This is a genomic window from Schumannella sp. 10F1B-5-1 (genome assembly GCF_006517535.1).
Lineage (GTDB): Bacteria > Actinomycetota > Actinomycetes > Actinomycetales > Microbacteriaceae > Schumannella.
Window position 1 is genome coordinate 284,663 of record NZ_VHQH01000038.1, and the last position, 22,304, is coordinate 306,966.

Below are 22,304 nucleotides of genomic sequence, written 5' to 3' on the forward strand. Positions count from 1 at the left end.
ACATATAAGAGGGGGAGAAAATGGCTTCGACGATCGTCGGGCTCGACATCGGGAACGGGGTGATCCGGGCCGCGGAACTCGCGGACCCCGGCAAGCCCAAGCCCACGCTGTTGCGCTATCACTCCGTCGCGGTTCCCGCGACGGCCATTCAGAAGGGAGAGGTGCTCGAGGTGGGCACCGTCTCCGCCGTGCTCAAGCAGCTGTGGGCGACCGCCGGCTTCAAGAGCAAGAAGGTCGTGCTCGGCATGGGCAACCAGCGCGTGATGGTGCGCGACGTCTCCGTGCCGCAGATGCCGCTCGCGCAGATCAAGGAGTCCCTGCCCTTCCAGGTGCAGGAGCTGCTGCCGGTGCCGGTCGCCGACGCGATCCTCGACTTCTACCCCGTGTCCGCGGGTCGTTCGGAGAACGCCGACGTCGTGAACGGCCTGCTCATCGCGGCCGTCAAGGAGCCGGTGCTGAAGAACGTCGAGGCCGTGCAGGCCGCGGGGCTCGACCCGGTCGAGGTCGACCTCATCCCGTTCGCGCTCACCCGCGCGCTCGTTCCGACCTCCGACTCGCGCGACACCGTCGCGATCGTGCACATCGGCGCCACCACGACGAGCGTGGTGATCGCCGCGAACGGCGTGCCGCAGTTCGTGCGCATCATCCAGAGCGGCGGCGAGGACATCACGCAGGCGCTCGTGCGCCGGCTCGGACTCGACGCCGCGCAGAGCGACAAGGTCAAGCGCGGCTTCGGCCTCAACTCCGAGAACGTCGCTCCCGACTGGAAGCCGGCCGTCGAGGCGATCGCCGGTGCGACCTCGGAGCTGCTCGACAGCATCCGCAACACGCTGAGCTTCTTCGTCAACACCCACCAGGGCGTGCGGCTCGACCGCGCCTACCTGTCGGGCGGCGGCGCGCAGCTCGCCGGACTGCCGGCCGCGGTCGCCGACGCGATCCGACTGCCGGTCGGCGTGCCCGACCCGCTGAGCCGATTCACCATCGCGAAGTCGGTCGACACCGACCGGCTCCGCGCCGATCTCGCCGGCGTGCCCGTCGCGGCCGGCCTCGCACTGGGGAGCAAGGCATGAGCATCCTCACCCGCCCCATCGGAAAGCCCAAGGTCAAGGCGGAGGCATCGGCTCCCGTCGACGCTTCGACCGAGACCGCGGTCGCGCCGGTCGCGAAGCCGGCGAAGGTCAAGACCGGTCCTGCGCCGGCCCTCGCCCTGTCGCCGCGCGCGAACCTGCTGCCGCCGGAGATCTACGACAACCGCCGCAAGCGCAGCATCCGTCGCAACCTGCGACTGCTCGTCTTCGTCGTCGTGATCGTCGTCGCTGCTGCGGTCGGTGGATCCTGGTACCTCGGATTCGCCGCGCAGAACGCGGTGCAGGACGCCCGCAATGAGGTCGACCAGCTCAACCTCGAGCTCGCGAAATTCAGTGAGATCAGCAAGACGCAGTCGCTGATCGCCACCGGCGACGCCGCACTGCAGGTCGGCGGATCGAGCGACATCGACTGGGCCGGCTACATCACCCAGCTGCAAGGAACTCTTCCGGCCGGCGTGACCATCACCAGCGTCACGGCCGACAGCCAGGGGATCGAGGAGGCCTACACGCAGTCCGACACGCCGCTCGAGGGCTCCCGCATCGGCACGCTCACCTTCAGTGCCGAGTCACAGACCGCTCCGAGCATCCCCGACTGGATCAACAGCCTTTCGGGCCTGCCCGGTTTCGTCGACGCGGCGCCGACCAGCTACTCGCGCGACGAGACCACCGGCGCCTACACCGTGGAGCTCGTAATGCACATCGACAAGAACGCCTACTCGTACAAGTACGCGCCGAAGCCGAAGGGCGACGACCAGTGAAGCTCGATAACCGCATCTGGTACCTGCTGACCGCGCTCGTCTGCATCGCCCTCGTGGCGGGCGGTGTGCTGCTCGGCGTGCAGCCGCAGCTCGGCGTGATCGCCACCGCGGCATCCGACAAGTCCACGATCGACTCGCAACTCACCGACCTGCGCACGAAGATCAGCGACCTCAAGGCCGCGTCGGCCGACAAGAGCGGCCTCGAGTCACAGGCGGCCGAGATCCGCAAGAAGTTGCCGGCGGGAGTCGACGGCGCCGCGTTCATTGCACAGCTAAACAGCATCAGCGCCGCCACCGGCGCCGCGGTTCAGTCGCTCGACGTCTCGCCGGCTGTCGCCTACGCGCCGCCTGCCGCCACGGCGCCCGCCGCCGACCCGGCGGCCGAGGGCGAGAGTGCTTCTCCGTCGGCATCGCCGTCGGAGACGGCGTCCGCTGCCGCTGAGGCCGCCGCGCCGGTCGCGACCGACGGCCCGCTGACGAACGGTGCGGTCACCGCGTCGAACTTCGTCGTCATCAAGCTGTCGATCTCGCTGACGGGCAATCGTGACCAGGTGCTCGAGTTCATCCGTCAGCTCCAGGACGGCGATCGTCTCATCCTGATCACCGGCGTGACGCTCACCCAGGAGGAGGGCGGCGGCACGAGCGCGACGCTCGACGGAAACATCTACGCCCTCAGTGACACCGCAGCCTCAGTCGTCGCGAGCGACGCAGCGGCGGCGACGCCGACGAACGGCTGACCTCACCGATCCATCCAGACCCCGGCGGCCGTCCCGCCGCCGGACCGACTGCAAGCAGCACTCCCTCCGCTGATCTTGCACGCGTGCGCCCCGCCGGGTACCCCGGCGGGGCGTTACGCGTTGACGGGGGAGCGGGCGGGCCGCCGCCTTGCACGGCACCCGTCATGCGGGGTAATCTTGACCGCGTGTGTGCGCTTCGTCGTGCACTCGGGAAGCCGGCTCACCGGGATCCTCGCCAGAGGAGCCCAACAGCCCACCCCCACGGCATATCCGCCGGTCTCCGATCCCACTGCTCGCAGCGGGCGGGTCGAGGCGGATGACGATGGCCGAAATCCAATCCATCACAACGCTGTCACCGTGCAGCGACAAGGAGAATCAGTAGTGCCCACCATTCAGCAGCTGGTGCGCAAGGGCCGCACGCCGAAGGTCGTCAAGACCAAGGCTCCCGCCCTGAAGGCGAACCCCCAGCAGCGCGGCGTCTGCACCCGCGTCTACACCACCACCCCGAAGAAGCCGAACTCCGCGCTCCGCAAGGTCGCCCGTGTGAAGCTCTCGAACGGCACCGAGGTCACCGCCTACATCCCCGGTGAGGGCCACAACCTGCAGGAGCACTCGATGGTGCTCGTGCGCGGTGGTCGTGTGAAGGACCTCCCCGGCGTCCGCTACAAGATCGTGCGCGGCGCGCTCGACACCCAGGCCGTGAAGAACCGTCAGCAGGCCCGCAGCCGCTACGGCGCGAAGAAGGACAAGAAGTAATGCCTCGCAAGGGACCCGCTCCGAAGCGCCCCGTCGTCGCCGATCCGGTGTACGGCGCGCCCGTCGTGAGCCAGCTCGTCAACAAGATCCTGGTCGATGGCAAGAAGGGCCTCGCCGAGCGCATCGTCTACGACGCGCTCTCGGGCGTCGCCTCGAAGTCCGGTCAGGATGCCGTCCAGGTGCTCAAGAAGGCGCTCGACAACGTGCGCCCCACCCTCGAGGTCAAGAGCCGCCGCGTCGGCGGTTCGACCTACCAGGTGCCCGTCGAGGTCAAGCCGCACCGCGCGAACACCCTCGCGCTGCGCTGGTTGACCAGCTACGCGAAGTCGCGTCGCGAGAAGACGATGACCGAGCGTCTCACCAACGAGATCCTCGACGCGTCGAACGGTCTCGGCGCCGCTGTCAAGCGTCGCGAGGACACCCACAAGATGGCCGAGTCGAACAAGGCCTTCGCGCACTACCGCTGGTAACAGCTCCGCGTCGAGCGGGGTCGTGACCCCACGGCCCCGCTCCCCGCATCCACTTTCTCCCGGAAGGAAACCCCGTGGCACAGGACGTGCTCACCGACCTCAACAAGGTCCGCAACTTCGGCATCATGGCGCACATCGATGCCGGCAAGACCACCACGACCGAGCGCATCCTGTTCTACACGGGCATCACCCACAAGATCGGCGAGGTGCACGACGGCGCCGCGACGATGGACTGGATGGCGCAGGAGCAGGAGCGCGGCATCACCATCACGTCCGCCGCGACGACCGCCTTCTGGAAGGGCACCCAGCTCAACATCATCGACACCCCCGGACACGTGGATTTCACCGTCGAGGTGGAGCGCAACCTCCGCGTGCTCGACGGCGCTGTCGCCGTGTTCGACGGCAAGGAGGGCGTCGAGCCCCAGTCGGAGACCGTCTGGCGTCAGGCCGACAAGTACGACGTGCCCCGCATCTGCTTCGTCAACAAGATGGACAAGCTGGGCGCCGACTTCTACTTCACCGTCGACACCATCGTGAAGCGCCTTGGCGCGAAGCCGCTGGTCATGCAGCTCCCGATCGGCTCGGAGTCCTCGTTCGAGGGCGTCGTCGACCTGGTCGAGATGAACGCCAAGACCTGGCGCGGCGACGCCAAGGGCGACGTCAAGATGGGCGCCGAGTACGCGGTCGAGGAGATCCCCGCCGACCTGGTCGAGAAGGCCAATGAGTACCGCCAGCTGCTGCTCGAGACCGTCGCCGAGACCGACGACGCGCTGCTCGAGAAGTTCTTCGGCGGCGAGGAGCTCACGATCCCCGAGATCAAGGGCGCGATCCGCAAGCTCGTGCTCGACTCGGCGATCTACCCCGTGTTCTGCGGCTCGGCCTTCAAGAACCGCGGCGTGCAGCCGATGCTCGACGCGGTGGTGGACTACCTGCCGTCGCCGCTCGACGTGCCGGCCGTCGAGGGTCACGACATCCGCGACGAGGAGAAGGTCATCGAGCGCAAGGCCGACTCGGCCGAGCCGTTCTCGGCGCTGGCCTTCAAGATCATGACGCACCCGTTCTTCGGTCGTCTGACCTACATCCGCGTCTACTCGGGCAAGCTCGACTCGGGCGCGCAGATCATCAACTCGACCAAGGGCAAGAAGGAGCGCATCGGGAAGATCTTCCAGATGCACGCCAACAAGGAGAACCCGGTCGACTCGGTCACCGCCGGTCACATCTACGCGGTCATCGGCCTGAAGGACACCACCACCGGTGACACCCTCAGCGACCCGAACGCGCAGGTCATCCTCGAGTCGATGACGTTCCCCGAGCCCGTCATCGAGGTCGCCATCGAGCCGAAGACCAAGGCCGACCAGGAGAAGCTGGGCACCGCGATCCAGAAGCTGGCCGAAGAGGACCCGACGTTCCGCACCGAGCAGAACCAGGAGACCGGCCAGACCATCATCAAGGGCATGGGCGAGCTCCACCTCGACATCCTCGTCGACCGCATGAAGCGCGAGTTCAACGTCGAGGCCAACGTCGGCAAGCCCCAGGTGGCCTACCGCGAGACGCTGCGTCGCACGGTCGAGAAGTACGACTACACCCACAAGAAGCAGACCGGTGGATCCGGTCAGTTCGCGAAGGTGCAGATCTCGCTCGAGCCGCTGGAGGTCACCCCGGAGACCTCGTACGAGTTCGTGAACGCCGTCACCGGTGGTCGCGTGCCGCGCGAGTACATCCCCTCGGTCGACCACGGCATCCAGGACGCCATGCAGGTCGGCGTTCTGGCCGGCTACCCGACCGTGGGCGTCAAGGCGACCCTCGTCGACGGCGCCTCGCACGACGTCGACTCCTCGGAGATGGCGTTCAAGATCGCCGGCTCGATGGCGTACAAGGAGGCCGCGCGCCGTGCGGACCCCGTGCTGCTCGAGCCGCTGATGGCCGTCGAGGTGCGCACGCCCGAGGAGTACATGGGCGACGTCATCGGCGACCTGAACTCGCGCCGCGGCCAGATCCAGTCGATGGAGGACGCCACCGGCGTCAAGGTCGTCAGCGCGAAGGTGCCGCTCTCGGAGATGTTCGGCTACGTCGGCGACCTGCGCTCGAAGACCTCGGGCCGCGCCGTCTACTCGATGACCTTCGACAGCTACTCCGAGGTGCCGAAGGCCGTCGCCGAGGAGATCGTGCAGAAGAGCAAGGGCGAATAAGCCCTCAGCGCCTCTGCGCCGTGGGCCCTCGCGGGCCTGCGTAGACTAACTACACACACCAACCTGGAGCGTCCGGAATCCATCCGGACGCGCTCAACCGAGTCCTAGGAGGACCCAAGTGGCTAAGGCCAAGTTCGAGCGGACCAAGCCGCACGTCAACATCGGAACGATCGGTCACGTCGACCACGGCAAGACCACGCTCACCGCTGCGATCTCGCAGACCCTGGCGGAGAAGTACCCGTCGGCCGTCAACGTGAAGCGCGACTTCGCCTCGATCGACTCCGCTCCCGAGGAGCGCCAGCGCGGCATCACGATCAACATCTCGCACGTCGAGTACGAGACCCCGAAGCGCCACTACGCGCACGTCGACGCCCCCGGTCACGCCGACTACATCAAGAACATGATCACCGGTGCCGCTCAGATGGACGGCGCGATCCTCGTGGTCGCGGCGACCGACGGCCCGATGGCTCAGACGCGTGAGCACGTGCTCCTCGCCAAGCAGGTTGGTGTGCCGTACCTGCTCGTCGCCCTGAACAAGTCGGACATGGTCGACGACGAGGAGATCCTGGAGCTCGTCGAGCTCGAGGTCCGCGAGCTGCTCAGCAGCCAGGACTTCGATGGCGACAACGCCCCCGTCGTGCGCGTCTCGGGCCTCAAGGCTCTCGAGGGCGACGAGAAGTGGGTCCAGTCGATCGTCGACCTGATGGACGCCGTCGACGAGAACATCCCCGACCCGGTGCGTGACAAGGACAAGCCGTTCCTCATGCCCATCGAGGACGTCTTCACCATCACCGGTCGTGGAACGGTCGTCACGGGTCGCGCCGAGCGCGGCACCCTCGCGATCAACTCCGAGGTCGAGATCGTCGGCATCCGCCCGACGCAGAAGACCACGGTCACGGGTATCGAGATGTTCCACAAGCAGCTCGACGAGGCCTGGGCCGGCGAGAACTGCGGTCTGCTCCTCCGCGGCACCAAGCGCGAGGACGTCGAGCGCGGTCAGGTCGTCGTGAAGCCGGGTTCGGTCACGCCGCACACCAACTTCGAGGGCACGGCGTACATCCTGTCCAAGGACGAGGGCGGCCGTCACAACCCGTTCTACGCGAACTACCGTCCGCAGTTCTACTTCCGCACCACCGACGTCACCGGCGTCATCACGCTGCCCGAGGGCACTGAGATGGTCATGCCCGGCGACACCACCGACATGACCGTTGAGCTGATCCAGCCCATCGCCATGGAGGAGGGCCTCGGCTTCGCCATCCGCGAGGGTGGCCGCACCGTAGGTGCCGGCAAGGTCACCAAGATCGTCAAGTAACTCCGATCTTCTTCTGAAGGGGTCGAGCCGCGAGGCTCGGCCCCTTCGTCGTTCCCGCGGGCGAAGGGGCCGTGGATGCGCGGCGCGCCCGCAGCGGATGCCCGACTCGTGTCGTGCATCCGCCTTCTGTCGTCCTCTGCGCACCCAAAACGTTTTGTTTCTTTATCGATTCGTGATGATCCCCCATTGCGCGCATCCCTCACCTCAACGAGAGTTGATGTCACGCGTTCCCCCGGCGCGACCCGACCCCTCGTCGGCGACCCGGTGGCCGCGCACTCGATGAGGAGGAAAGATGCGCAACTCGACTCGACGTCGGCGTCTGCTCGCGCCCCTGGCGTTCGCCGGGGTGGCCGCGCTCGCGCTGGCCGGATGTGCGGAGACCGGAAGCAGCGGAGGCGCATCCGGCGCCACCGTGCAGATCTCCGGTGGAATCACGGGCGGCGAGGCCGACGCCCTGAACAAGTCGTTCGATCAGTTCACGAAAGACACCGGCATCAAAGTCAAGTACACCGGTGACAAGAGCTTCGAGGGCAACATCGTCACCAAGGTGACCGGTGGCTCGGCCCCCGACATCGCGATCGTGCCCCAGCCCGGTCTGCTGAAGAGCCTGATCGACACCGGCGAGGTGCAGGAGGCCAGCGACACGGTCTCGAAGAACGTCGACAAGTACTGGGGCGAGGACTGGAAGAACTACGGCACCGCCGACGGCAAGTTCTATGCCGCGCCGATGCTCGCCAACCTCAAGGGCTACGTCTGGTACTCGCCCTCGCAGTTCGCCGACTGGGGCGTCGAGGTGCCGAAGACCTGGGATGAGCTGCTCACCCTGACGAAGACGATCCAGGAGAAGACGGGATCGGCACCCTGGTGCGCCGGCTTCGCCTCCGACGCGGCGTCCGGCTGGCCGGGCACCGACTGGATCGAGGACCTCGTGCTGCGCCAGTCCGGACCCGACGTCTACGACGACTGGGTGGCCGGCAAGGTGAAGTTCACCGACCCGGAGATCAAGAAGGCCTTCGACGCGGTGGGCGAGATCCTGCTCAACCCCGACTACGTCAACGCCGGCTACGGCGACGTGAAGAGCATCAACTCGACCGCCTTCGGCGACGTCGCGGCGAAGGTCGCCGACGGCAGCTGCCCGATGACCCACCAGGCGTCGTTCCTCTCGTCGAACTTCCTCGAGACGAAGACGAAGTCGGGTGAGACCCCGAAGATCGCACCCGACGGCGACGTCTACGCCTTCGTGCTCCCCGGCGAGGAGGAGGGCCAGCTCTCGGTCGAGGCCGGCGGCGAGTTCGTCACCGCGTTCAGCGACGACGAGAACGTGCAGAAGGTCGTCGAGTTCATGTCGACGCCGGAGTTCGCCAACGCCCGCGTGAAGCTGGGTGGCGTGGTCTCGGCCAACAAGGGCGCCGACCCGTCGCTCGCCTCCAGCGAGTTCCTGACCGAGACGATGAAGACGCTGCAGAGCGACGACACGACGGTTCGCTTCGACGCCTCGGATCTGATGCCGGCGACCGTCGGCTCGGGCTCGTTCTGGAAGGGCATGGTCAGCTGGATCGACGGCACGCCCACCGACGACGTGCTCGCGGCCATCCAGGCGGGCTACGACAACTAGCCCCGCGACACCCGGCCGGGGAGGATGCCGCATCCTCCCCGGCCGTTCACCCTTCTCAGACCCCGGCGAACCACCTCCACCCGCGCGATGAGGCGCAGGAAGGCAGACCCCCATGGCCGTCGTCAGTCCCGGCGTCTCGAGACGCCGCATCCCCCGCAGCGTGACGGGGGTGATCGTCGCGGTCGCGGCGATCGCGATCGTCGCCCTCTTCGCGGTGATGATCACCCGGCAGCCGGTCGACGGCGCCGTGCCGACCTCGCTCGGCTTCTCGCTCAACAGCTTCTTCGTCTGGATCGGCGGACTGCACCCGCTGCTGCAGATCCCGATCATCGCGATCGTGTTCGCCGCGGTCGTCGGCGTCATCCTCGTGCTGATCGAGTTCGCGCCCCGCCCGGGCCCGGGCTACTTCTGGCTGCGGGTGGCGGCGTGCTTCGTCATCCCGTTCCTCGCCTTCATGCTGCTGCGGCCCTACCAGAACGCGACGATCTACGTGGTCGGCATCGCGCTGCTCGCCGGCGCTCTGCTGTTCTTCGCCGACTACCGGGCGCGCGCGGGATCGGGCTACGTCTTCCAGCTCGTGATCTTCCTGGCGCCGGCGGCGCTGCTCCTGCTGCTCGGCCTCGTCTACCCGGCGCTGTCGACGATCTGGCAGTCGTTCTTCGACAAGACCGGCGACACCTTCGTCGGGCTCGAGAACTACGCCTGGACGTTCACGAACCCCGACGGGTTCTGGTCGGTCATCAACACGCTGATCTGGGCCCTGGTCGCGCCGCTGTTCTCGACCGTGATCGGGCTCGTCTACGCGGTCTTCATCGACCGGGCGCGCGGCGAGAAGTTCCTCAAGGTGCTCGTCTTCATGCCCGTCGCGATCTCGTTCGTCGGCGCCGGCATCATCTGGAAGTTCGTCTACGACTTCCGGCAGGGCGACCAGGTCGGCCTGCTCAACGCGATCGTCACGGGACTCGGCGGCGAGCCGGTGTCATGGCTCGCGGCGCAGCCGCTCATCAACACCTTCTGCCTGCTGATCGTGTTCATCTGGACGCAGACCGGCTTCGCGATGGTGCTGCTCTCGGCCGCGATCAAGGCGGTGCCGGGCGAGCAGATCGAGGCCGCGCGCCTCGATGGGGCGAACGCGTGGGAGGTCTTCCGCAACGTCACGGTGCCGGGCATCCGCTCGTCGATCGTGGTCGTGCTGACGACCATCACGATCGCGTCGCTCAAGGTCTACGACATCGTCGCCGTGATGACCGGCGGCCGGAACAACAGCACCGTGCTCGGCTTCGAGATGGTGAACCAGCAGCAGCGCTTCCAGAGCTACGGGCACTCCTCGGCGCTGGCCGTGGTGCTGTTCCTGTTCGTGCTGCCGCTGATCATCTACAACGTGCGGCAGATGCGCAAGCAGAAGGAGATCCGCTGATGACCGCCATCGACGAGCCCGGCATCCGCGCCGCGACCGCGCTGACGGCGCGCGAGGTGAAGCGCCAGGAGAAGGATGCGCGCAACAAGCTGACCTCGCGGGGCGCGACCCTGGCGGCGATCGTGATCGCCGTCGTCTGGACGATCCCGACCTTCGGCCTGTTCGTCACGTCGTTCCGCCCCGGCGCCGACTCGGCGACCACCGGCTGGTGGACGGTGTTCACGAACCCGTCGTTCACGCTGCAGAACTACGCGGATGCGATGACCTCGGGTGGCACGGCGCTCACGCTGGGCCAGTCGTTCATCAACTCGCTGGCCATCGCGATCCCGGCCACGATCATCCCGATCGCGGTCGCGTCGCTCGCCGCCTACGCCTTCGCCTGGATCCCCTTCAAGGGACGCAGCATCGTGTTCGTCGGCGTGTTCGCGCTGCAGATCGTGCCGATCCAGATGGCGCTGGTGCCGCTGCTCAGCCTGTTCTCGCGCGGTCTGACGATCAACGGCGTCGAGCTGTTCCCGGGCTTCACTCTCCGAGACGTCGACCACAGCTTCGCGACGGTCTGGATCGCCCACGCGATCTTCGCGATGCCGCTGGCGATCTTCATCCTGCACAACTTCATCAGCGAGATCCCGGGCGAGATCATCGAGGCCGCCCGCGTCGACGGCGCCGGGCACGGGCAGATCTTCTTCCGCCTGATCCTGCCGCTGGCGATGCCGGCGATCGCCTCCTTCGCGATCTTCCAGTTCCTCTGGGTCTGGAACGACCTGCTCGTGGCGACGATCTTCGCGCCGTCGTCATCGCTGCCGTTGACGCAGACGCTGAACTCGCTCTCCGGCTCGTGGGGCGCCCAGTGGTACCTGCAGTCGGCGGGCGCGTTCATCTCGATCATCGTGCCGCTGGTCGTGTTCTTCTCGCTGCAGCGGTTCTTCGTGCGCGGCCTGCTGGCCGGCGCGACGAAGGGCTGACGCGGGCGCCGACGCCACGGCGCTCGACCGCGCTCCCTCGCCCGTCTCTCCCGCATCGCCCGGCTCCGGCCGGGCGGTCAGCGGGGGAGGCGGGCGATCCGCGTCAGCGCCTCGACGATCAGCGCGGGATCGCAGGCGATGTTCATGCGCACGAAGCCGGCGCCCTCGCGGCGGTCGCGGCTGAACTCGACGCCCGGGCTGAGCGCCACCTTCGCCTCGGTCAGGATGCGCGGCGCCGGCTCGTCGCCGAACCCGGCTCCGCGCAGGTCGATCCAGGCGACGTACGACGCGTCGGGCGAGTGCAGCACCGCGCCCGGCAGGATGCGCGGCAGCGCCTCGGTGAGCACCGCACGGCTATCCGCGATCGCGGCGACCGTGCCGTCGAGCCAGTCGTCGCCCTCGGCGTAGGCCGCTCGCGTCGCGGCGGCGCCCAGGATGCTCGTGCGCCACAGCACCTCCTCGGGCAGACCCGCGAGCACGGCGCGGCCGCGCGTCGACTGTGCGACGATGAGCGCGCACTTCACCCCGGCGAGGTTGAACGCCTTCGACGCCGATGGCGTCGCGATGCCGATCTCGCGCGCCGCATCCGACACCGACAGGAACGGCGTGAAGTCGACGCAGGCCCGGGTCAGCGGGCCGTGGATCTCGTCGCTGACCACGACGGCGTCGTGGGCGAGCGCGAGCTCGGCCAGGCGCTCGAGCTCGTCCCGCGGATGCACGAGGCCGAGCGGGTTGTGCGGGTTGCAGAGCAGGATCGCGCGGGCGCCGGCGGCCAGGGCGCGCTCGATGCCGGCGAGATCCATCGACCAGTCCGCGGCCGGGATCGTGCTGGATGCCGGGCCCGAGTCCGCCTCGTCGGCATCGGCCGCGATCGCGCCGTCGTCCGTCGCCGTGGCGCCGTCGCCCCCGGCGTCCGGGCCGAGCAGCGGGACCTCGACGACCGTGCCACCGGCCTCCTCGACGAAGCCCCAGAACGGCGGGTACACGGGCGGCATCACGATGACGCCGTCGCCGGGCGCGAGCACGCGGCGCAGCGTCTCGACGACCGCGACGCTGACGTCGGTCGTGGTGGTCACGCCGGCCGGGTCGACCGACCAGCCCCAGCGGCGGGCGGCGAACCCGGCGAAGGCGTGGGCGACCGGTGCGGCGTCGGCGTGGTAGCCGGTGTCGGATGCCGCGATCCGCTCGCCGAGCGCGCGCTGCACGACGGGCGCGAGCGGGTAGTCCATCTCGGCGACGAACATCGGCAGCACGTCGTCGGGATGCGCGACCCACTTCTCGCTCGTGCGGCGCCGCAGGACGGCGAGCGGCTCGGCGCGCACCAGAGGGCGAGAGCCAGGGGCGGCGGATCCGTCGGTCATCGGCTCAGTCCATCGGGTCGAGCACGCGCCCGTCCAGTCCCGAGACGCGCAGCACGGCGCGCGAGGAGCTGCGCTCGATGCGCTCGGCGTTGACGCCGTCGACGTCGTGCGCCCAGGCCGTCGCCGCCTCGACGCTGCGGCCGTGGCGGGTGTGGCGGTCGACGAGCCGCTCGACGCGCGCGTCGTCGGGGGCCGCGCAGAACCAGGCCTCGTCGAGCAGGTCGCGCACGCGCTCCCAGGGGTCGGCGTCGTCGAGCAGGTAGTTGCCCTCGACGATCACGATGCGGTGCTGAGGCTCGATCGCGATCTCGCCGGCGACCCCCTCATCCACGTCGCGGCTGAAGCCGGGGGCGTAGACCGTGTGGTCCGACTCGCGGCGCACCCGGTGCAGCAGGCCGACGAAGCCCCAGCCGTCGAAGGTGTCGATGGCGCCCTTGCGGTCGTGGATGCCGAGCCGGTCGAGCGTCGAGTTCGCCAGGTGGAATCCGTCGAGCGGCAGGTAGCCGGCGATCGCTCCCGGGTCGGCGGCCGAGCCGTCGGCGACGCCCGCACGCTGGTTGAGCAGCGCGACGAGCGCCTTCGCGAGCGTCGTCTTGCCGGCGCCGGGGCTGCCGGCGATGCCGATCACGACGCGTCCGCCGTCGCCGCCGCTCGCGCGGGTGGCGCTCAGCGCGAGCGCCCGGTCGGCGAGGGCGCCGAGGCCCGGGATACGCGGCGCGGCGACGTCGGATGGAGGCACGCCTCCATCCTGCTGGATGCGACCTGCGTGCGGGCATCCTCGCCGCCCGCGCCGCCCTAGCGTGACGGCATGCGTCTCCGTCGCAGCGACTCCGCGGGCCCCGGCTATCACCGCGTGCGCTCCGGACGCGGCTTCGGCTATCGCGACGCCGACGGCGCGACCGTGCGCGACGCGGAGCTCAAACGGCGGTTCGACGCCCTCGCGATCCCGCCGGCGTGGACCGAGGTGTGGATCGCGCCGTTCCCGAACGGCCACATCCAGGCGACCGGCGTCGACGGCGCGGGGCGGCGGCAGTACATCTACCACCCGACCTGGCGCGAGCAGAAGGACCGCATCAAGCACGACCGCGCGCTCGCCCTGGCCGAGACGCTGCCGGCCGCGCGTCGGCAGGTGACGATCGACCTGCGGCGCGACACCCCGGCCGGCGTCGACCGCGCGCAGGCGCTCGCGGCCGCGTTCCGGATGCTCGACTCCGGCAGCCTGCGGGTCGGTTCGGAGCAGTACGCCGCCGAGCACGGGTCGTTCGGGCTCTCGACGCTGCTCGGCGCCCACGCGACCGTGCGCGGCGGCGACACGGTCGAGCTGCGCTTCCCCGCGAAGAGCGGGCAGGAGTGGGAGTCCGACATCCGCGACCCCGACCTCGCCGCGATCGTCGCGCGGCTCAAGCGGCGCGGCGGCCGGGCGCGGCTGCTCGCCTGGCACGACGGGCGCGGGTGGCATCCGCTCGGCGCCGCCGAGATCAACGAGGATGTGCGCGCCCGCACCGGGGGAGACTTCACCGCCAAGGACTTCCGCACCCTGCACGGCACCGCGGCGGCCGCGGTGAGCCTGGCGCAGCACGGGCCCGAGCGCACGCCGACGGCGCGCAAGCGCGCGGTGGCGCAGGCGATGCGCGACGCGTCGGCGGTGCTGAGCAACACCCCGGCCATCGCGCGGGCCAGCTACGTCGATCCGCGCATCGTCGACCTCTACGACGACGGCGTCACGATCGACCCGCGGCGCACCGACGCGGTGGAGTCGGAGCTGCGGGCGCTGCTCTTCTCCTGAGTCGGAGCGGGGCGACGACGGGGAACCCGGAGCGCACGTCGCGCCCGCTGCGCCATCGCTAGGGTGGTGCGGTGCCGACGCCCATCCACCCGCGCGTCTCGGTGCTCGGGCTGCTGCTGCTCACCGCATCCACCGGCATCGTGGATGCGGCCAGCTACCTCGCGCTCGATCGCGTCTTCACCGGCAACATGACCGGCAACGTCCTCTTCCTCGGCTTCGCGGCGATGGGCGTGGGCGGCATCCCGTTCCTCAACAACCTGCTCGCCCTGCTCGGATTCGTCGCGGGATCGATCGTCGGCGGCCGGCTGGTCGGGCGCGGGCATCCCGAGCGCAGCCTGCCGCGCAGCAGCGCGATCGCCCTCGGGCTCGTCGCCCTCGTGTTCCTCGTGCTGTCGATCGTCTGGCTCGCGCTCGGCGATCTGGCCGGGCCGCTGCAGCTGATCGTCACCGTGCTGCTGGCCGTCGCGATGGGCGTGCAGGTGTCGGCGGTGAAGCCGATCGGCAACAGCGACGTCACCACGATCGTCGTGACCAACACGATCGCGAACCTGGCCCGCGACAGCCGGCTCGGCGGCGGACCGGGGGAGCGGTGGATCCCGCGGCTGCTGGCGGTGGTCGCGATGGGCTTCGGCGCCGCACTCGGCGCCGCCGCGGTGAGCCTCGTCGGCGGCGGGCTCGCCCTGCTGCTGTCGGCCGTGGTCGTGGGGGCGTCGCTGGCCGTACTGCTCGTCGCCGACCGCTCCCGCTCGCGCGTTTGAGGCGGCTCGAGAGCGTCGCCGAGCGGCGCGCGGCGCGCATCCCGAGCCGGGCTCGACTCGCCCGAGAACACGGGCCTCGAGACGACACGCCGAACGCGACACGCCCGGGTTGCACGGCGGCCGGACCCTGTGGCAGACTCCTCTAGTTCAACATTCCGTGCGCATGCGCGCGGATCACTGCCAGTGCAGTGCACAACCCCCGATTCCAGGCCTCGCGCCGGATCGCGTGAAGGTTGGGCCGCGGGCAGCAGAGCGAAGCTTCAATCGAATCCGACTCTCTCGGTGAACACGGGAGAGACGTGTGCCGCGCGCGGTCCGCCGCGCGAGGTGCGCAGGACGCGGATTGACAGAAGAACAGTGGTGCGCCAGCAGAAGTGCAGCGCAAGGCGAACGGGCCCGACCCGTGCGCCGAGCAGATAGAAGAGAGTTGAGTATGGCCGGACAGAAGATCCGCATCCGACTGAAGTCGTACGACCACGCCGGTCTCGACGCGTCGGCCCGCAAGATCGTCGACACCGTCACCCGCGCCGGAGCGACCGTCGTCGGTCCGGTGCCGCTTCCGACGGAGAAGAACGTGGTGGTCGTGATCCGCAGCCCCCACAAGTACAAGGACTCCCGCGAGCACTTCGAGAAGCGCACCCACAAGCGCCTGATCGACATCGTCGACCCGACGCCGAAGGCCGTCGACTCGCTCATGCGTCTCGACCTGCCGGCGGACGTCAACATCGAGATCAAGCTCTAGCCGAGCTCCCACCAGAAGGATTCCCATGTCTGCTCTCAAGACGACCAAGGGTCTGCTGGGCACCAAGCTCGGCATGACCCAGGTCTGGGACGAGAACAACAAGCTCGTTCCCGTGACCGTGGTCCAGATCACCCCCAACGTCGTGACCCAGATCCGCTCGCAGGAGGTCGACGGCTACACCGCCGTGCAGATCGCCTACGGCCAGATCGACCCGCGCAAGGTCAACCAGCCCAAGGGCGGCCACTTCGAGAAGGCCGGCGTGACGCCGCGCCGCCACCTCACCGAGGTGCGCACCCCCGACGCCGCCGAGTACACCCTCGGCCAGGAGCTCGCGGTCGACATCTTCGAGGCCGGCCAGTACGTCGACGTCGTCGGCACCAGCAAGGGCAAGGGCTTCGCGGGCGTCATGAAGCGCCACAACTTCAAGGGCGTCTCCGCTTCGCACGGTGCGCACCGCAACCACCGCAAGCCCGGCTCGATCGGCGCCTCCTCGACCCCCAGCCGTGTCTTCAAGGGCATGCGCATGGCCGGTCGCATGGGCGGCGAGCGCGTCACGGTGCAGAACCTCAAGGTGCACGCCGTCGACGCCGACAAGGGTCTGATCCTGGTCAAGGGCGCCGTTCCCGGTGCCCGTGGCCGCCTCGTCTTCGTCCGCACCGCCGTGAAGGAGAAGTGATCATGGCTGACGCAACTCTCGACGTCGTCGACGCGAAGGGCAAGAAGGTCGGCACCGTCGACCTCCCCGCCGCGATCTTCGACGTGCAGACCAACGTGCCCCTCATCCACCAGGTGGTGACCGCGCAGCTCGCCGCCGCGCGTCAGGGCACGCACAAGACCAAGAACCGCGGAGAGGTCTCCGGCGCCGGTCGCAAGCCGTTCAAGCAGAAGGGAACCGGTCGCAGCCGTCAGGGCTCGATCCGCGCCCCCGAGCACACCGGCGGTGGCGTCGTGCACGGCCCGGTGCCGCGCGACTACAGCCAGCGCACCCCCAAGAAGATGATCGCCGCTGCCCTGCTCGGCGTGCTCTCGGACCGCGTGCGCGGCGAGCGCCTCCACGTCTTCACGGGCTTCGGCGCCGAGGCGCCCTCGACCAAGACGGCCACGAACGTGCTCGAGGTCCTCGGTGCGGTCAAGAACGTGCTCGTCGTGCTCGAGCGCGACGACGAGATCGGCCTCAAGAGCGTGCGCAACGTCCCGTCGGTGCACGTGCTCTACGCCGACCAGCTCAACGCCTACGACGTGGTCGTCAGCGACGACGTCATCTTCACCCAGGCCGCGTTCGAGGCCTTCGTGGCCTCCAAGACCGCGGTCAAGCAGGAGGTGTCCGCATGAGCGGCTACAACAAGGACCCGCGCGACATCATCATCGCCCCGGTCGTGAGCGAGAAGAGCTACGGCCTGATCGACGACGGCAAGTACACCTTCGTGGTGGACCCCTGTGCGAACAAGACCGAGATCAAGCTCGCGATCGAGAAGATCTTCAGCGTCAAGGTCGCCTCGGTGAACACGCTCAACCGCACCGGCAAGACCCGCCGCACGCGTTTCGGCCTCGGCAAGCGCAAGGACACCAAGCGCGCCATCGTCACGCTCAAGTCCGGTTCGATCGACATCTTCACGGCTGTCGGATAAGGACCAGGGAGAACACCTCATGGCTATTCGCAAGTACAAGCCGACGACCCCGGGTCGTCGTGGCTCCTCGGTCGCCGACTTCGCCGAGATCACCCGGTCGACGCCGGAGAAGTCGCTGCTGAAGCCGCTGCCGAAGTCCGGTGGCCGCAACAACACCGGCCGCATCACCACCCGCCACATCGGCGGTGGCCACAAGCGCCAGTACCGCGTCATCGACTTCCGTCGCAACGACAAGGACGGCGTCAACGCCAAGGTCGCGCACATCGAGTACGACCCGAACCGCACCGCGCGCATCGCGCTGCTGCACTTCGTGGACGGCACCAAGCGCTACATCCTGGCCCCGAACAAGCTCAACCAGGGCGACATCATCGAGAGCGGCGCCGGCGCGGACATCAAGCCCGGCAACAACCTCCCGCTGAAGAACATCCCCGTGGGTACCGTCATCCACGCCATCGAGCTCCGCCCCGGCGGCGGCGCGAAGATGGCCCGCTCGGCCGGCGCCTCGGTGCGTCTGGTCGCGAAGGACGGCCCCTACGCCCAGCTGCGTCTGCCCTCGGGCGAGATCCGCAACGTCGACCTGCGCTGCCGCGCGACGATCGGCGAGGTCGGCAACGCCGAGCAGTCGAACATCAACTGGGGCAAGGCCGGCCGTCTGCGCTGGAAGGGCGTGCGCCCGACTGTCCGCGGTGTCGCGATGAACCCGATCGACCACCCGCACGGTGGTGGTGAGGGCAAGACCTCCGGTGGACGCCACCCGGTCAGCCCGTGGGGCCAGAAGGAAGGCCGCACGCGTCGCCCGAACAAGGAGAGCGACAAGCTCATCGTCCGCCGTCGCACCGTCGGCAAGAAGCGCTAGAGAGTCAGGTAGAAGAAGATGCCGCGCAGTCTCAAGAAGGGCCCCTTCGTCGACGACCACCTGCTTCGCAAGGTGCAGACGGCGAACGAGGCCAACAGCAAGAACGTGATCAAGACCTGGTCGCGCCGCTCGATGATCATCCCGGCGATGCTGGGTCACACCATCGCGGTGCACGACGGACGCAAGCACATCCCCGTGTTCGTGACCGAGACCATGGTCGGCCACAAGCTCGGCGAGTTCGCGCCGACCCGCACCTTCCGCGGTCACGAGAAGGACGACAAGAAGGGCCGTCGCCGCTAAGGCGACACGAGGAGGAGAGAGAAATGGTGGAGTCCATCGCCCGCGTGCGACACATCCGCGTCACGCCTCAGAAGGCCCGTCGCGTCATCGCCCTGATCAAGGGCAAGCAGGCCCAGGAGGCCCTGGCCATCCTGAAGTTCGCGCCCCAGGGTGCGAGCGAGCCGATCTACAAGCTCGTCGCGTCCGCGGTTGCGAACGCCCGCGTCAAGGCGGATGCGAGCAACCAGTACCTCGACGAGCAGGACCTCTACGTGTCCGGTGCCTGGGTCGACGAGGGCGCCACCCGCAAGCGGTTCCAGCCGCGTGCCCAGGGTCGTGCCTTCAAGATCCTCAAGCGCACCAGCCACATCACGGTCGTGCTCTCGACCCCGGACGAGCTGACGGACGCGACCCCGGTCGCCGCCGGCAGCAAGAAGGCGAGCAAGTAATGGGCCAGAAGGTCAACCCGTACGGCTTCCGTCTCGGCATCACCACCGACCACACCTCGCGCTGGTTCGCCGACTCGACCAAGCCGGGTCAGCGCTACGCCGACTACGTGGCCGAGGACGTGCGCATCCGTCGCCTGCTCACCACGCAGCTCGACCGCGCCGGCGTCGCGAAGATCGAGATCGAGCGCACCCGCGACCGCGTGCGTGTGGACATCCACACCGCCCGTCCCGGCATCGTGATCGGCCGCCGCGGCGCCGAGGCCGAGCGCATCCGCGCCGACCTGGAGAAGCTCACCAAGAAGCAGATCCAGCTCAACATCCTCGAGGTCAAGAACCCCGAGGCCGAGGCCCAGCTCGTCGCGCAGGGCATCGCCGAGCAGCTCTCCGCCCGTGTCGCGTTCCGTCGCGCCATGCGCAAGGGCCTGCAGGGCGCGCAGCGCGCCGGTGCCAAGGGCATCCGCATCCAGGTCTCCGGCCGTCTCGGCGGCGCGGAGATGTCCCGCTCGGAGTTCTACCGCGAGGGCCGCGTGCCCCTGCACACGCTGCGCGCGAACATCGACTACGGCTTCTACGAGGCCAAGACGACGTTCGGCCGCATCGGCGTGAAGGTCTGGATCTACAAGGGCGACATCACCAACAAGGAACTCGCTCGCGAGCAGGCGTCTCAGAAGTCGTCGCGCCCCGAGCGTCGTGACGGCGGACGCCGTGGACCTCGCAACAACGAGGCCCCCGTCACCGCAGGAGCCGAGGCGTAAACCATGCTGATTCCCCGTAAGGTCAAGCACCGCAAGCAGCACCACCCCGGCCGTTCCGGCCAGGCCACCAGCGGCACCAAGGTCAGCTTCGGCGAGTTCGGCATCCAGGCGCTCACGCCCGCGTATGTCACCAACCGTCAGATCGAGGCCGCGCGTATCGCGATGACCCGCCACATCAAGCGCGGCGGCAAGGTGTGGATCAACATCTACCCCGACCGCCCGCTGACCAAGAAGCCCGCCGAGACCCGCATGGGTTCGGGTAAGGGCTCGCCGGAGTGGTGGGTCGCGAACGTCAAGCCGGGCCGCGTCCTCTTCGAGGTCGCCGGCGTCAACGAGGAGCTCGCCCGCGGCGCGCTTCTCCGTGCAATCCACAAGCTGCCCCTCAAGGCACGCATCATCAAGCGCGAGGAGGGCGACGCGTAATGGCCGTCGGATCCAAGGAGCTCGCTCCCGTCGAGCTCGACACCTTCGAGGACGAGCGACTCGTCGAGGAGCTCAAGAAGGCCAAGGAGGAGCTGTTCAACCTGCGCTTCCAGTCGGCCACCGGACAGCTCGAGAGCCACGGCCGTCTTCGTGCCGTGAAGCGCGACATCGCGCGCATCTACACCGTCATCCGCGAGCGCGAGCTGGGCATCCGTGCCACGCCCGCCGCCGTCGAGGTGCCGGCCACCAAGAAGAAGTCCACCAAGAAGGCTGCCGCCGACGAGGCGCCCGCCGCTGACGACGCCGAGGAGGCGAGCAAGTAATGGCGAAGGTCGAGAAGGCCCCCGAGGGCCACGAGCACGCCGCTCACGACGTCCGCGACGAGAACGCGCGCGGCTACCGCAAGGTGCGCCGCGGCTACGTGACCAGCGACAAGATGGAGAAGACCATCGTCGTCGAGGTCGAGGACCGCGTGAAGCACCCGCTGTACGGCAAGGTCATCCGCCGCACCTCCAAGGTGAAGGCGCACGACGAGCAGAACACCGCCGGCATCGGCGACCTGGTGATCATCGCCGAGACCCGACCGCTGTCGGCCTCGAAGCGCTGGCGCCTGGTCGAGATCGCGGAGAAGGCGAAGTAACCCATGATCCAGCAGGAATCCCGTCTCAAGGTCGCCGACAACACCGGCGCCAAGGAGCTGCTCACGATCCGCGTGCTCGGCGGCTCCGGCCGTCGCTACGCCGGCCTCGGTGACGTCATCGTCGCCACGGTCAAGGACGCGATCCCCGGCGGCAACGTCAAGAAGGGCGACGTCGTCAAGGCGGTCATCGTCCGCACCCGCAAGGAGACCCGTCGTCCCGACGGCTCCTACATCAAGTTCGACGAGAACGCCGCCGTGATCCTGAAGGGCGACGGGGACCCCCGTGGCACCCGCATCTTCGGACCGGTCGGCCGTGAGCTTCGCGACAAGAAGTTCATGAAGATCATCTCGCTGGCCCCGGAGGTCATCTGAATCATGGCGAAGATCAAGAAGGGCGACCTCGTCCAGGTCATCAGCGGCGCCACGCAGGCTCGCGGCGGTGACCGCGGCAAGCAGGGCAAGGTGATCGAGGTCCTCGTCGAGCGCAACCGCGTCGTCGTCGAGGGCGTCAACTACGTCACCAAGCACGTCAAGGTCGGACAGACCCAGCGCGGCACCAAGACCGGTGGCATCGAGACGCACGAGGCCCCCATCCACATCTCGAACGTCGCCCTCGTCGACCCGAAGACCAAGAAGCCGACCCGCGTCGGCCACAAGGTCGAGACGGTCGAGAAGGACGGCGTGAAGAAGCAGGTTCGCGTTCGCTACGCGAAGAAGTCCGGAGAGAACCTCTGATGAGCACGACTGCTGCGGCTGGCAAAATCCAGCCCCGACTGAAGTCGAAGTACCGTACCGAGATCGTCAAGCAGCTCACCGAGCAGTTCGGCTACACCAACCCGCACCAGGTCCCTGGGCTGGTCAAGGTCGTCGTCAACACCGGTGTGGGCGAGGCCGCGCGTGACTCGAAGGTCATCGACGGCGCCATCGCCGACCTGACCGCGATCACCGGTCAGAAGCCGCAGGTCACCAAGGCCCGCAAGTCGATCGCGCAGTTCAAGCTGCGCGAGGGCATGCCGATCGGCGCGCACGTCACCCTCCGCGGCGACCGCGCGTGGGAGTTCCTCGACCGCCTGACCTCGCTCGCCCTGCCCCGCATCCGCGACTTCCGCGGTCTCAGCGACACGCAGTTCGACGGCAACGGCAACTACACCTTCGGTGTGGCCGAGCAGAGCATCTTCCACGAGATCAACCAGGACCGCATCGACCGCGTGCGCGGCTTCGACATCACGGTCGTGACCACGGCGAAGAACGACGACGAGGGCCGCGCGCTGCTTCGCGCGTTCGGCTTCCCGTTCAAGAAGGCCGACGCCTGATCCGTAT

The 22,304-nt window shown here is 68.5% G+C and carries 28 protein-coding genes; 26 read left to right on the forward strand and 2 right to left on the reverse strand.

Annotated features, from left to right (window positions below; translation table 11 throughout):
* Nucleotides 1-20 precede the first annotated feature (20 nt).
* The 10 genes from pilM to FJ658_RS10335 all read left to right on the forward strand — a co-directional run bounded on the left by pilM (nt 21) and on the right by FJ658_RS10335 (nt 11,307).
* Complete coding sequence (gene pilM / locus FJ658_RS10285; RefSeq protein WP_141145280.1) at nt 21-1,070, forward strand: type IV pilus assembly protein PilM; 1,050 nt, start codon at nt 21-23, stop codon at nt 1,068-1,070.
* Nucleotides 1,067-1,846: a hypothetical protein gene (locus FJ658_RS10290; protein WP_141145281.1), complete on the forward strand. Its 780-nt coding sequence runs from the start codon at nt 1,067-1,069 to the stop codon at nt 1,844-1,846. The genes pilM and FJ658_RS10290 overlap by 4 nt, the downstream gene beginning before the upstream one ends.
* The gene (locus tag FJ658_RS10295; protein ID WP_141145282.1) at nt 1,843-2,583 is read left to right on the forward strand and encodes a hypothetical protein; all 741 of its coding nucleotides are present in this window, start codon (nt 1,843-1,845) and stop codon (nt 2,581-2,583) included. Before FJ658_RS10290 ends, FJ658_RS10295 begins: the two co-directional genes overlap by 4 nt.
* Before the next feature lie 381 nt (nt 2,584-2,964).
* On the forward strand, nt 2,965-3,339 hold the full coding sequence (gene rpsL / locus FJ658_RS10305; protein WP_141145283.1) for a 30S ribosomal protein S12: 375 nt from the start codon (nt 2,965-2,967) through the stop codon (nt 3,337-3,339).
* Entirely contained in the window at nt 3,339-3,809 is a 471-nt protein-coding gene (rpsG, locus tag FJ658_RS10310) for a 30S ribosomal protein S7 (RefSeq protein WP_141145284.1), read from the forward strand. Before rpsL ends, rpsG begins: the two co-directional genes overlap by 1 nt.
* A 74-nt stretch (nt 3,810-3,883) precedes the next feature.
* Nucleotides 3,884-5,998 (forward strand): elongation factor G, encoded by a 2,115-nt coding sequence (gene fusA, locus FJ658_RS10315; RefSeq protein WP_141145285.1) that lies wholly within the window; start codon nt 3,884-3,886, stop codon nt 5,996-5,998.
* Between the two features lie 118 nt (nt 5,999-6,116).
* Nucleotides 6,117-7,310, forward strand: a complete 1,194-nt coding sequence (tuf, locus tag FJ658_RS10320) for an elongation factor Tu (protein ID WP_141145286.1) — start codon at nt 6,117-6,119, stop codon at nt 7,308-7,310.
* Nucleotides 7,311-7,602: 292 nt separating this feature from the next.
* Nucleotides 7,603-8,925 (forward strand): ABC transporter substrate-binding protein, encoded by a 1,323-nt coding sequence (locus tag FJ658_RS10325; protein ID WP_141145287.1) that lies wholly within the window; start codon nt 7,603-7,605, stop codon nt 8,923-8,925.
* Between the two features lie 217 nt (nt 8,926-9,142).
* The gene (locus tag FJ658_RS10330) at nt 9,143-10,342 is read left to right on the forward strand and encodes a carbohydrate ABC transporter permease (RefSeq protein WP_255447681.1); all 1,200 of its coding nucleotides are present in this window, start codon (nt 9,143-9,145) and stop codon (nt 10,340-10,342) included.
* Nucleotides 10,342-11,307 carry a carbohydrate ABC transporter permease gene (locus tag FJ658_RS10335; protein WP_141145289.1) on the forward strand — a complete coding sequence of 322 codons (966 nt, stop codon included), beginning with the start codon at nt 10,342-10,344 and terminating at the stop codon, nt 11,305-11,307. Before FJ658_RS10330 ends, FJ658_RS10335 begins: the two co-directional genes overlap by 1 nt.
* A gap of 77 nt (nt 11,308-11,384) precedes the next feature.
* Here the strand turns inward: FJ658_RS10335 and FJ658_RS10340 are convergent, their stop codons facing one another.
* Nucleotides 11,385-12,668 carry a MalY/PatB family protein gene (locus tag FJ658_RS10340; protein ID WP_141145290.1) on the reverse strand — a complete coding sequence of 428 codons (1,284 nt, stop codon included), beginning with the start codon at nt 12,666-12,668 and terminating at the stop codon, nt 11,385-11,387.
* A 4-nt stretch (nt 12,669-12,672) separates the two neighbouring features.
* Entirely contained in the window at nt 12,673-13,407 is a 735-nt protein-coding gene (locus FJ658_RS10345) for a nucleoside/nucleotide kinase family protein (protein WP_141145291.1), read from the reverse strand.
* Nucleotides 13,408-13,476: 69 nt separating this feature from the next.
* Between FJ658_RS10345 and FJ658_RS10350 the strand changes: the two genes are divergently transcribed.
* From FJ658_RS10350 to rplE, 16 genes are all read left to right on the forward strand, one after another.
* Nucleotides 13,477-14,454, forward strand: a complete 978-nt coding sequence (locus FJ658_RS10350) for a DNA topoisomerase IB (protein ID WP_141145292.1) — start codon at nt 13,477-13,479, stop codon at nt 14,452-14,454.
* Between the two features lie 71 nt (nt 14,455-14,525).
* Nucleotides 14,526-15,212, forward strand: coding sequence for a YoaK family protein (locus tag FJ658_RS10355; protein WP_141145293.1), 687 nt, complete (start codon nt 14,526-14,528; stop codon nt 15,210-15,212).
* Nucleotides 15,213-15,645: 433 nt separating this feature from the next.
* The gene (gene rpsJ / locus FJ658_RS10360) at nt 15,646-15,954 is read left to right on the forward strand and encodes a 30S ribosomal protein S10 (protein ID WP_141145294.1); all 309 of its coding nucleotides are present in this window, start codon (nt 15,646-15,648) and stop codon (nt 15,952-15,954) included.
* Between the two features lie 25 nt (nt 15,955-15,979).
* Nucleotides 15,980-16,630, forward strand: a complete 651-nt coding sequence (gene rplC, locus FJ658_RS10365; protein WP_141145295.1) for a 50S ribosomal protein L3 — start codon at nt 15,980-15,982, stop codon at nt 16,628-16,630.
* Between the two features lie 2 nt (nt 16,631-16,632).
* On the forward strand, nt 16,633-17,286 hold the full coding sequence (gene rplD, locus FJ658_RS10370; RefSeq protein ID WP_141145296.1) for a 50S ribosomal protein L4: 654 nt from the start codon (nt 16,633-16,635) through the stop codon (nt 17,284-17,286).
* A complete protein-coding gene (rplW, locus tag FJ658_RS10375) occupies nt 17,283-17,582 on the forward strand; it encodes a 50S ribosomal protein L23 (RefSeq protein WP_141145297.1) in 300 nt (99 codons plus the stop codon). Before rplD ends, rplW begins: the two co-directional genes overlap by 4 nt.
* Before the next feature lie 19 nt (nt 17,583-17,601).
* Complete coding sequence (gene rplB, locus FJ658_RS10380) at nt 17,602-18,438, forward strand: 50S ribosomal protein L2 (RefSeq protein ID WP_141145298.1); 837 nt, start codon at nt 17,602-17,604, stop codon at nt 18,436-18,438.
* 18 nt (nt 18,439-18,456) lie between these two features.
* A complete protein-coding gene (rpsS, locus tag FJ658_RS10385) occupies nt 18,457-18,738 on the forward strand; it encodes a 30S ribosomal protein S19 (protein WP_141145299.1) in 282 nt (93 codons plus the stop codon).
* A 23-nt stretch (nt 18,739-18,761) separates the two neighbouring features.
* The gene (rplV, locus tag FJ658_RS10390) at nt 18,762-19,166 is read left to right on the forward strand and encodes a 50S ribosomal protein L22 (RefSeq protein ID WP_141145300.1); all 405 of its coding nucleotides are present in this window, start codon (nt 18,762-18,764) and stop codon (nt 19,164-19,166) included.
* Nucleotides 19,166-19,921, forward strand: coding sequence for a 30S ribosomal protein S3 (gene rpsC / locus FJ658_RS10395; protein WP_141145301.1), 756 nt, complete (start codon nt 19,166-19,168; stop codon nt 19,919-19,921). The genes rplV and rpsC overlap by 1 nt, the downstream gene beginning before the upstream one ends.
* Nucleotides 19,922-19,924: 3 nt before the next feature.
* Nucleotides 19,925-20,344: a 50S ribosomal protein L16 gene (gene rplP, locus FJ658_RS10400; protein WP_141145302.1), complete on the forward strand. Its 420-nt coding sequence runs from the start codon at nt 19,925-19,927 to the stop codon at nt 20,342-20,344.
* Entirely contained in the window at nt 20,344-20,667 is a 324-nt protein-coding gene (rpmC, locus tag FJ658_RS10405) for a 50S ribosomal protein L29 (protein WP_141145303.1), read from the forward strand. Before rplP ends, rpmC begins: the two co-directional genes overlap by 1 nt.
* Entirely contained in the window at nt 20,667-20,984 is a 318-nt protein-coding gene (rpsQ, locus tag FJ658_RS10410; protein ID WP_141145304.1) for a 30S ribosomal protein S17, read from the forward strand. The genes rpmC and rpsQ overlap by 1 nt, the downstream gene beginning before the upstream one ends.
* Nucleotides 20,985-20,987: 3 nt before the next feature.
* Entirely contained in the window at nt 20,988-21,356 is a 369-nt protein-coding gene (rplN, locus tag FJ658_RS10415) for a 50S ribosomal protein L14 (protein ID WP_141145305.1), read from the forward strand.
* Nucleotides 21,357-21,359: 3 nt separating this feature from the next.
* Nucleotides 21,360-21,719 carry a 50S ribosomal protein L24 gene (gene rplX / locus FJ658_RS10420; RefSeq protein WP_141145306.1) on the forward strand — a complete coding sequence of 120 codons (360 nt, stop codon included), beginning with the start codon at nt 21,360-21,362 and terminating at the stop codon, nt 21,717-21,719.
* Nucleotides 21,719-22,297, forward strand: coding sequence for a 50S ribosomal protein L5 (gene rplE, locus FJ658_RS10425; protein WP_141145307.1), 579 nt, complete (start codon nt 21,719-21,721; stop codon nt 22,295-22,297). The genes rplX and rplE overlap by 1 nt, the downstream gene beginning before the upstream one ends.
* The last annotated feature ends 7 nt before the right edge of the window (nt 22,298-22,304 follow it).

What these genes read in the sequence shown, in the direction of transcription:
- rplP (WP_141145302.1), top strand. Translation starts at nt 19,925, where the DNA reads ATGCTGATTCCCCGTAAGGTCAAGCACCGCAAGCAGCACCACCCCGGC.
- rpmC (WP_141145303.1), top strand. Translation starts at nt 20,344, where the DNA reads ATGGCCGTCGGATCCAAGGAGCTCGCTCCCGTCGAGCTCGACACCTTC.
- FJ658_RS10290 (WP_141145281.1), top strand. Translation starts at nt 1,067, where the DNA reads ATGAGCATCCTCACCCGCCCCATCGGAAAGCCCAAGGTCAAGGCGGAG.
- rpsC (WP_141145301.1), top strand. Translation starts at nt 19,166, where the DNA reads ATGGGCCAGAAGGTCAACCCGTACGGCTTCCGTCTCGGCATCACCACC.
- FJ658_RS10350 (WP_141145292.1), top strand. Translation starts at nt 13,477, where the DNA reads ATGCGTCTCCGTCGCAGCGACTCCGCGGGCCCCGGCTATCACCGCGTG.
- FJ658_RS10330 (WP_255447681.1), top strand. Translation starts at nt 9,143, where the DNA reads ATGATCACCCGGCAGCCGGTCGACGGCGCCGTGCCGACCTCGCTCGGC.
- rpsG (WP_141145284.1), top strand. Translation starts at nt 3,339, where the DNA reads ATGCCTCGCAAGGGACCCGCTCCGAAGCGCCCCGTCGTCGCCGATCCG.
- rpsQ (WP_141145304.1), top strand. Translation starts at nt 20,667, where the DNA reads ATGGCGAAGGTCGAGAAGGCCCCCGAGGGCCACGAGCACGCCGCTCAC.
- rpsS (WP_141145299.1), top strand. Translation starts at nt 18,457, where the DNA reads ATGCCGCGCAGTCTCAAGAAGGGCCCCTTCGTCGACGACCACCTGCTT.
- rplC (WP_141145295.1), top strand. Translation starts at nt 15,980, where the DNA reads ATGTCTGCTCTCAAGACGACCAAGGGTCTGCTGGGCACCAAGCTCGGC.
- rplD (WP_141145296.1), top strand. Translation starts at nt 16,633, where the DNA reads ATGGCTGACGCAACTCTCGACGTCGTCGACGCGAAGGGCAAGAAGGTC.
- rplE (WP_141145307.1), top strand. Translation starts at nt 21,719, where the DNA reads ATGAGCACGACTGCTGCGGCTGGCAAAATCCAGCCCCGACTGAAGTCG.
- pilM (WP_141145280.1), top strand. Translation starts at nt 21, where the DNA reads ATGGCTTCGACGATCGTCGGGCTCGACATCGGGAACGGGGTGATCCGG.
- rplW (WP_141145297.1), top strand. Translation starts at nt 17,283, where the DNA reads ATGAGCGGCTACAACAAGGACCCGCGCGACATCATCATCGCCCCGGTC.
- FJ658_RS10340 (WP_141145290.1), bottom strand. Translation starts at nt 12,668, where the DNA reads ATGACCGACGGATCCGCCGCCCCTGGCTCTCGCCCTCTGGTGCGCGCC.
- FJ658_RS10335 (WP_141145289.1), top strand. Translation starts at nt 10,342, where the DNA reads ATGACCGCCATCGACGAGCCCGGCATCCGCGCCGCGACCGCGCTGACG.
- rpsJ (WP_141145294.1), top strand. Translation starts at nt 15,646, where the DNA reads ATGGCCGGACAGAAGATCCGCATCCGACTGAAGTCGTACGACCACGCC.
- rplV (WP_141145300.1), top strand. Translation starts at nt 18,762, where the DNA reads ATGGTGGAGTCCATCGCCCGCGTGCGACACATCCGCGTCACGCCTCAG.
- rplX (WP_141145306.1), top strand. Translation starts at nt 21,360, where the DNA reads ATGGCGAAGATCAAGAAGGGCGACCTCGTCCAGGTCATCAGCGGCGCC.
- rplN (WP_141145305.1), top strand. Translation starts at nt 20,988, where the DNA reads ATGATCCAGCAGGAATCCCGTCTCAAGGTCGCCGACAACACCGGCGCC.
- FJ658_RS10325 (WP_141145287.1), top strand. Translation starts at nt 7,603, where the DNA reads ATGCGCAACTCGACTCGACGTCGGCGTCTGCTCGCGCCCCTGGCGTTC.
- rplB (WP_141145298.1), top strand. Translation starts at nt 17,602, where the DNA reads ATGGCTATTCGCAAGTACAAGCCGACGACCCCGGGTCGTCGTGGCTCC.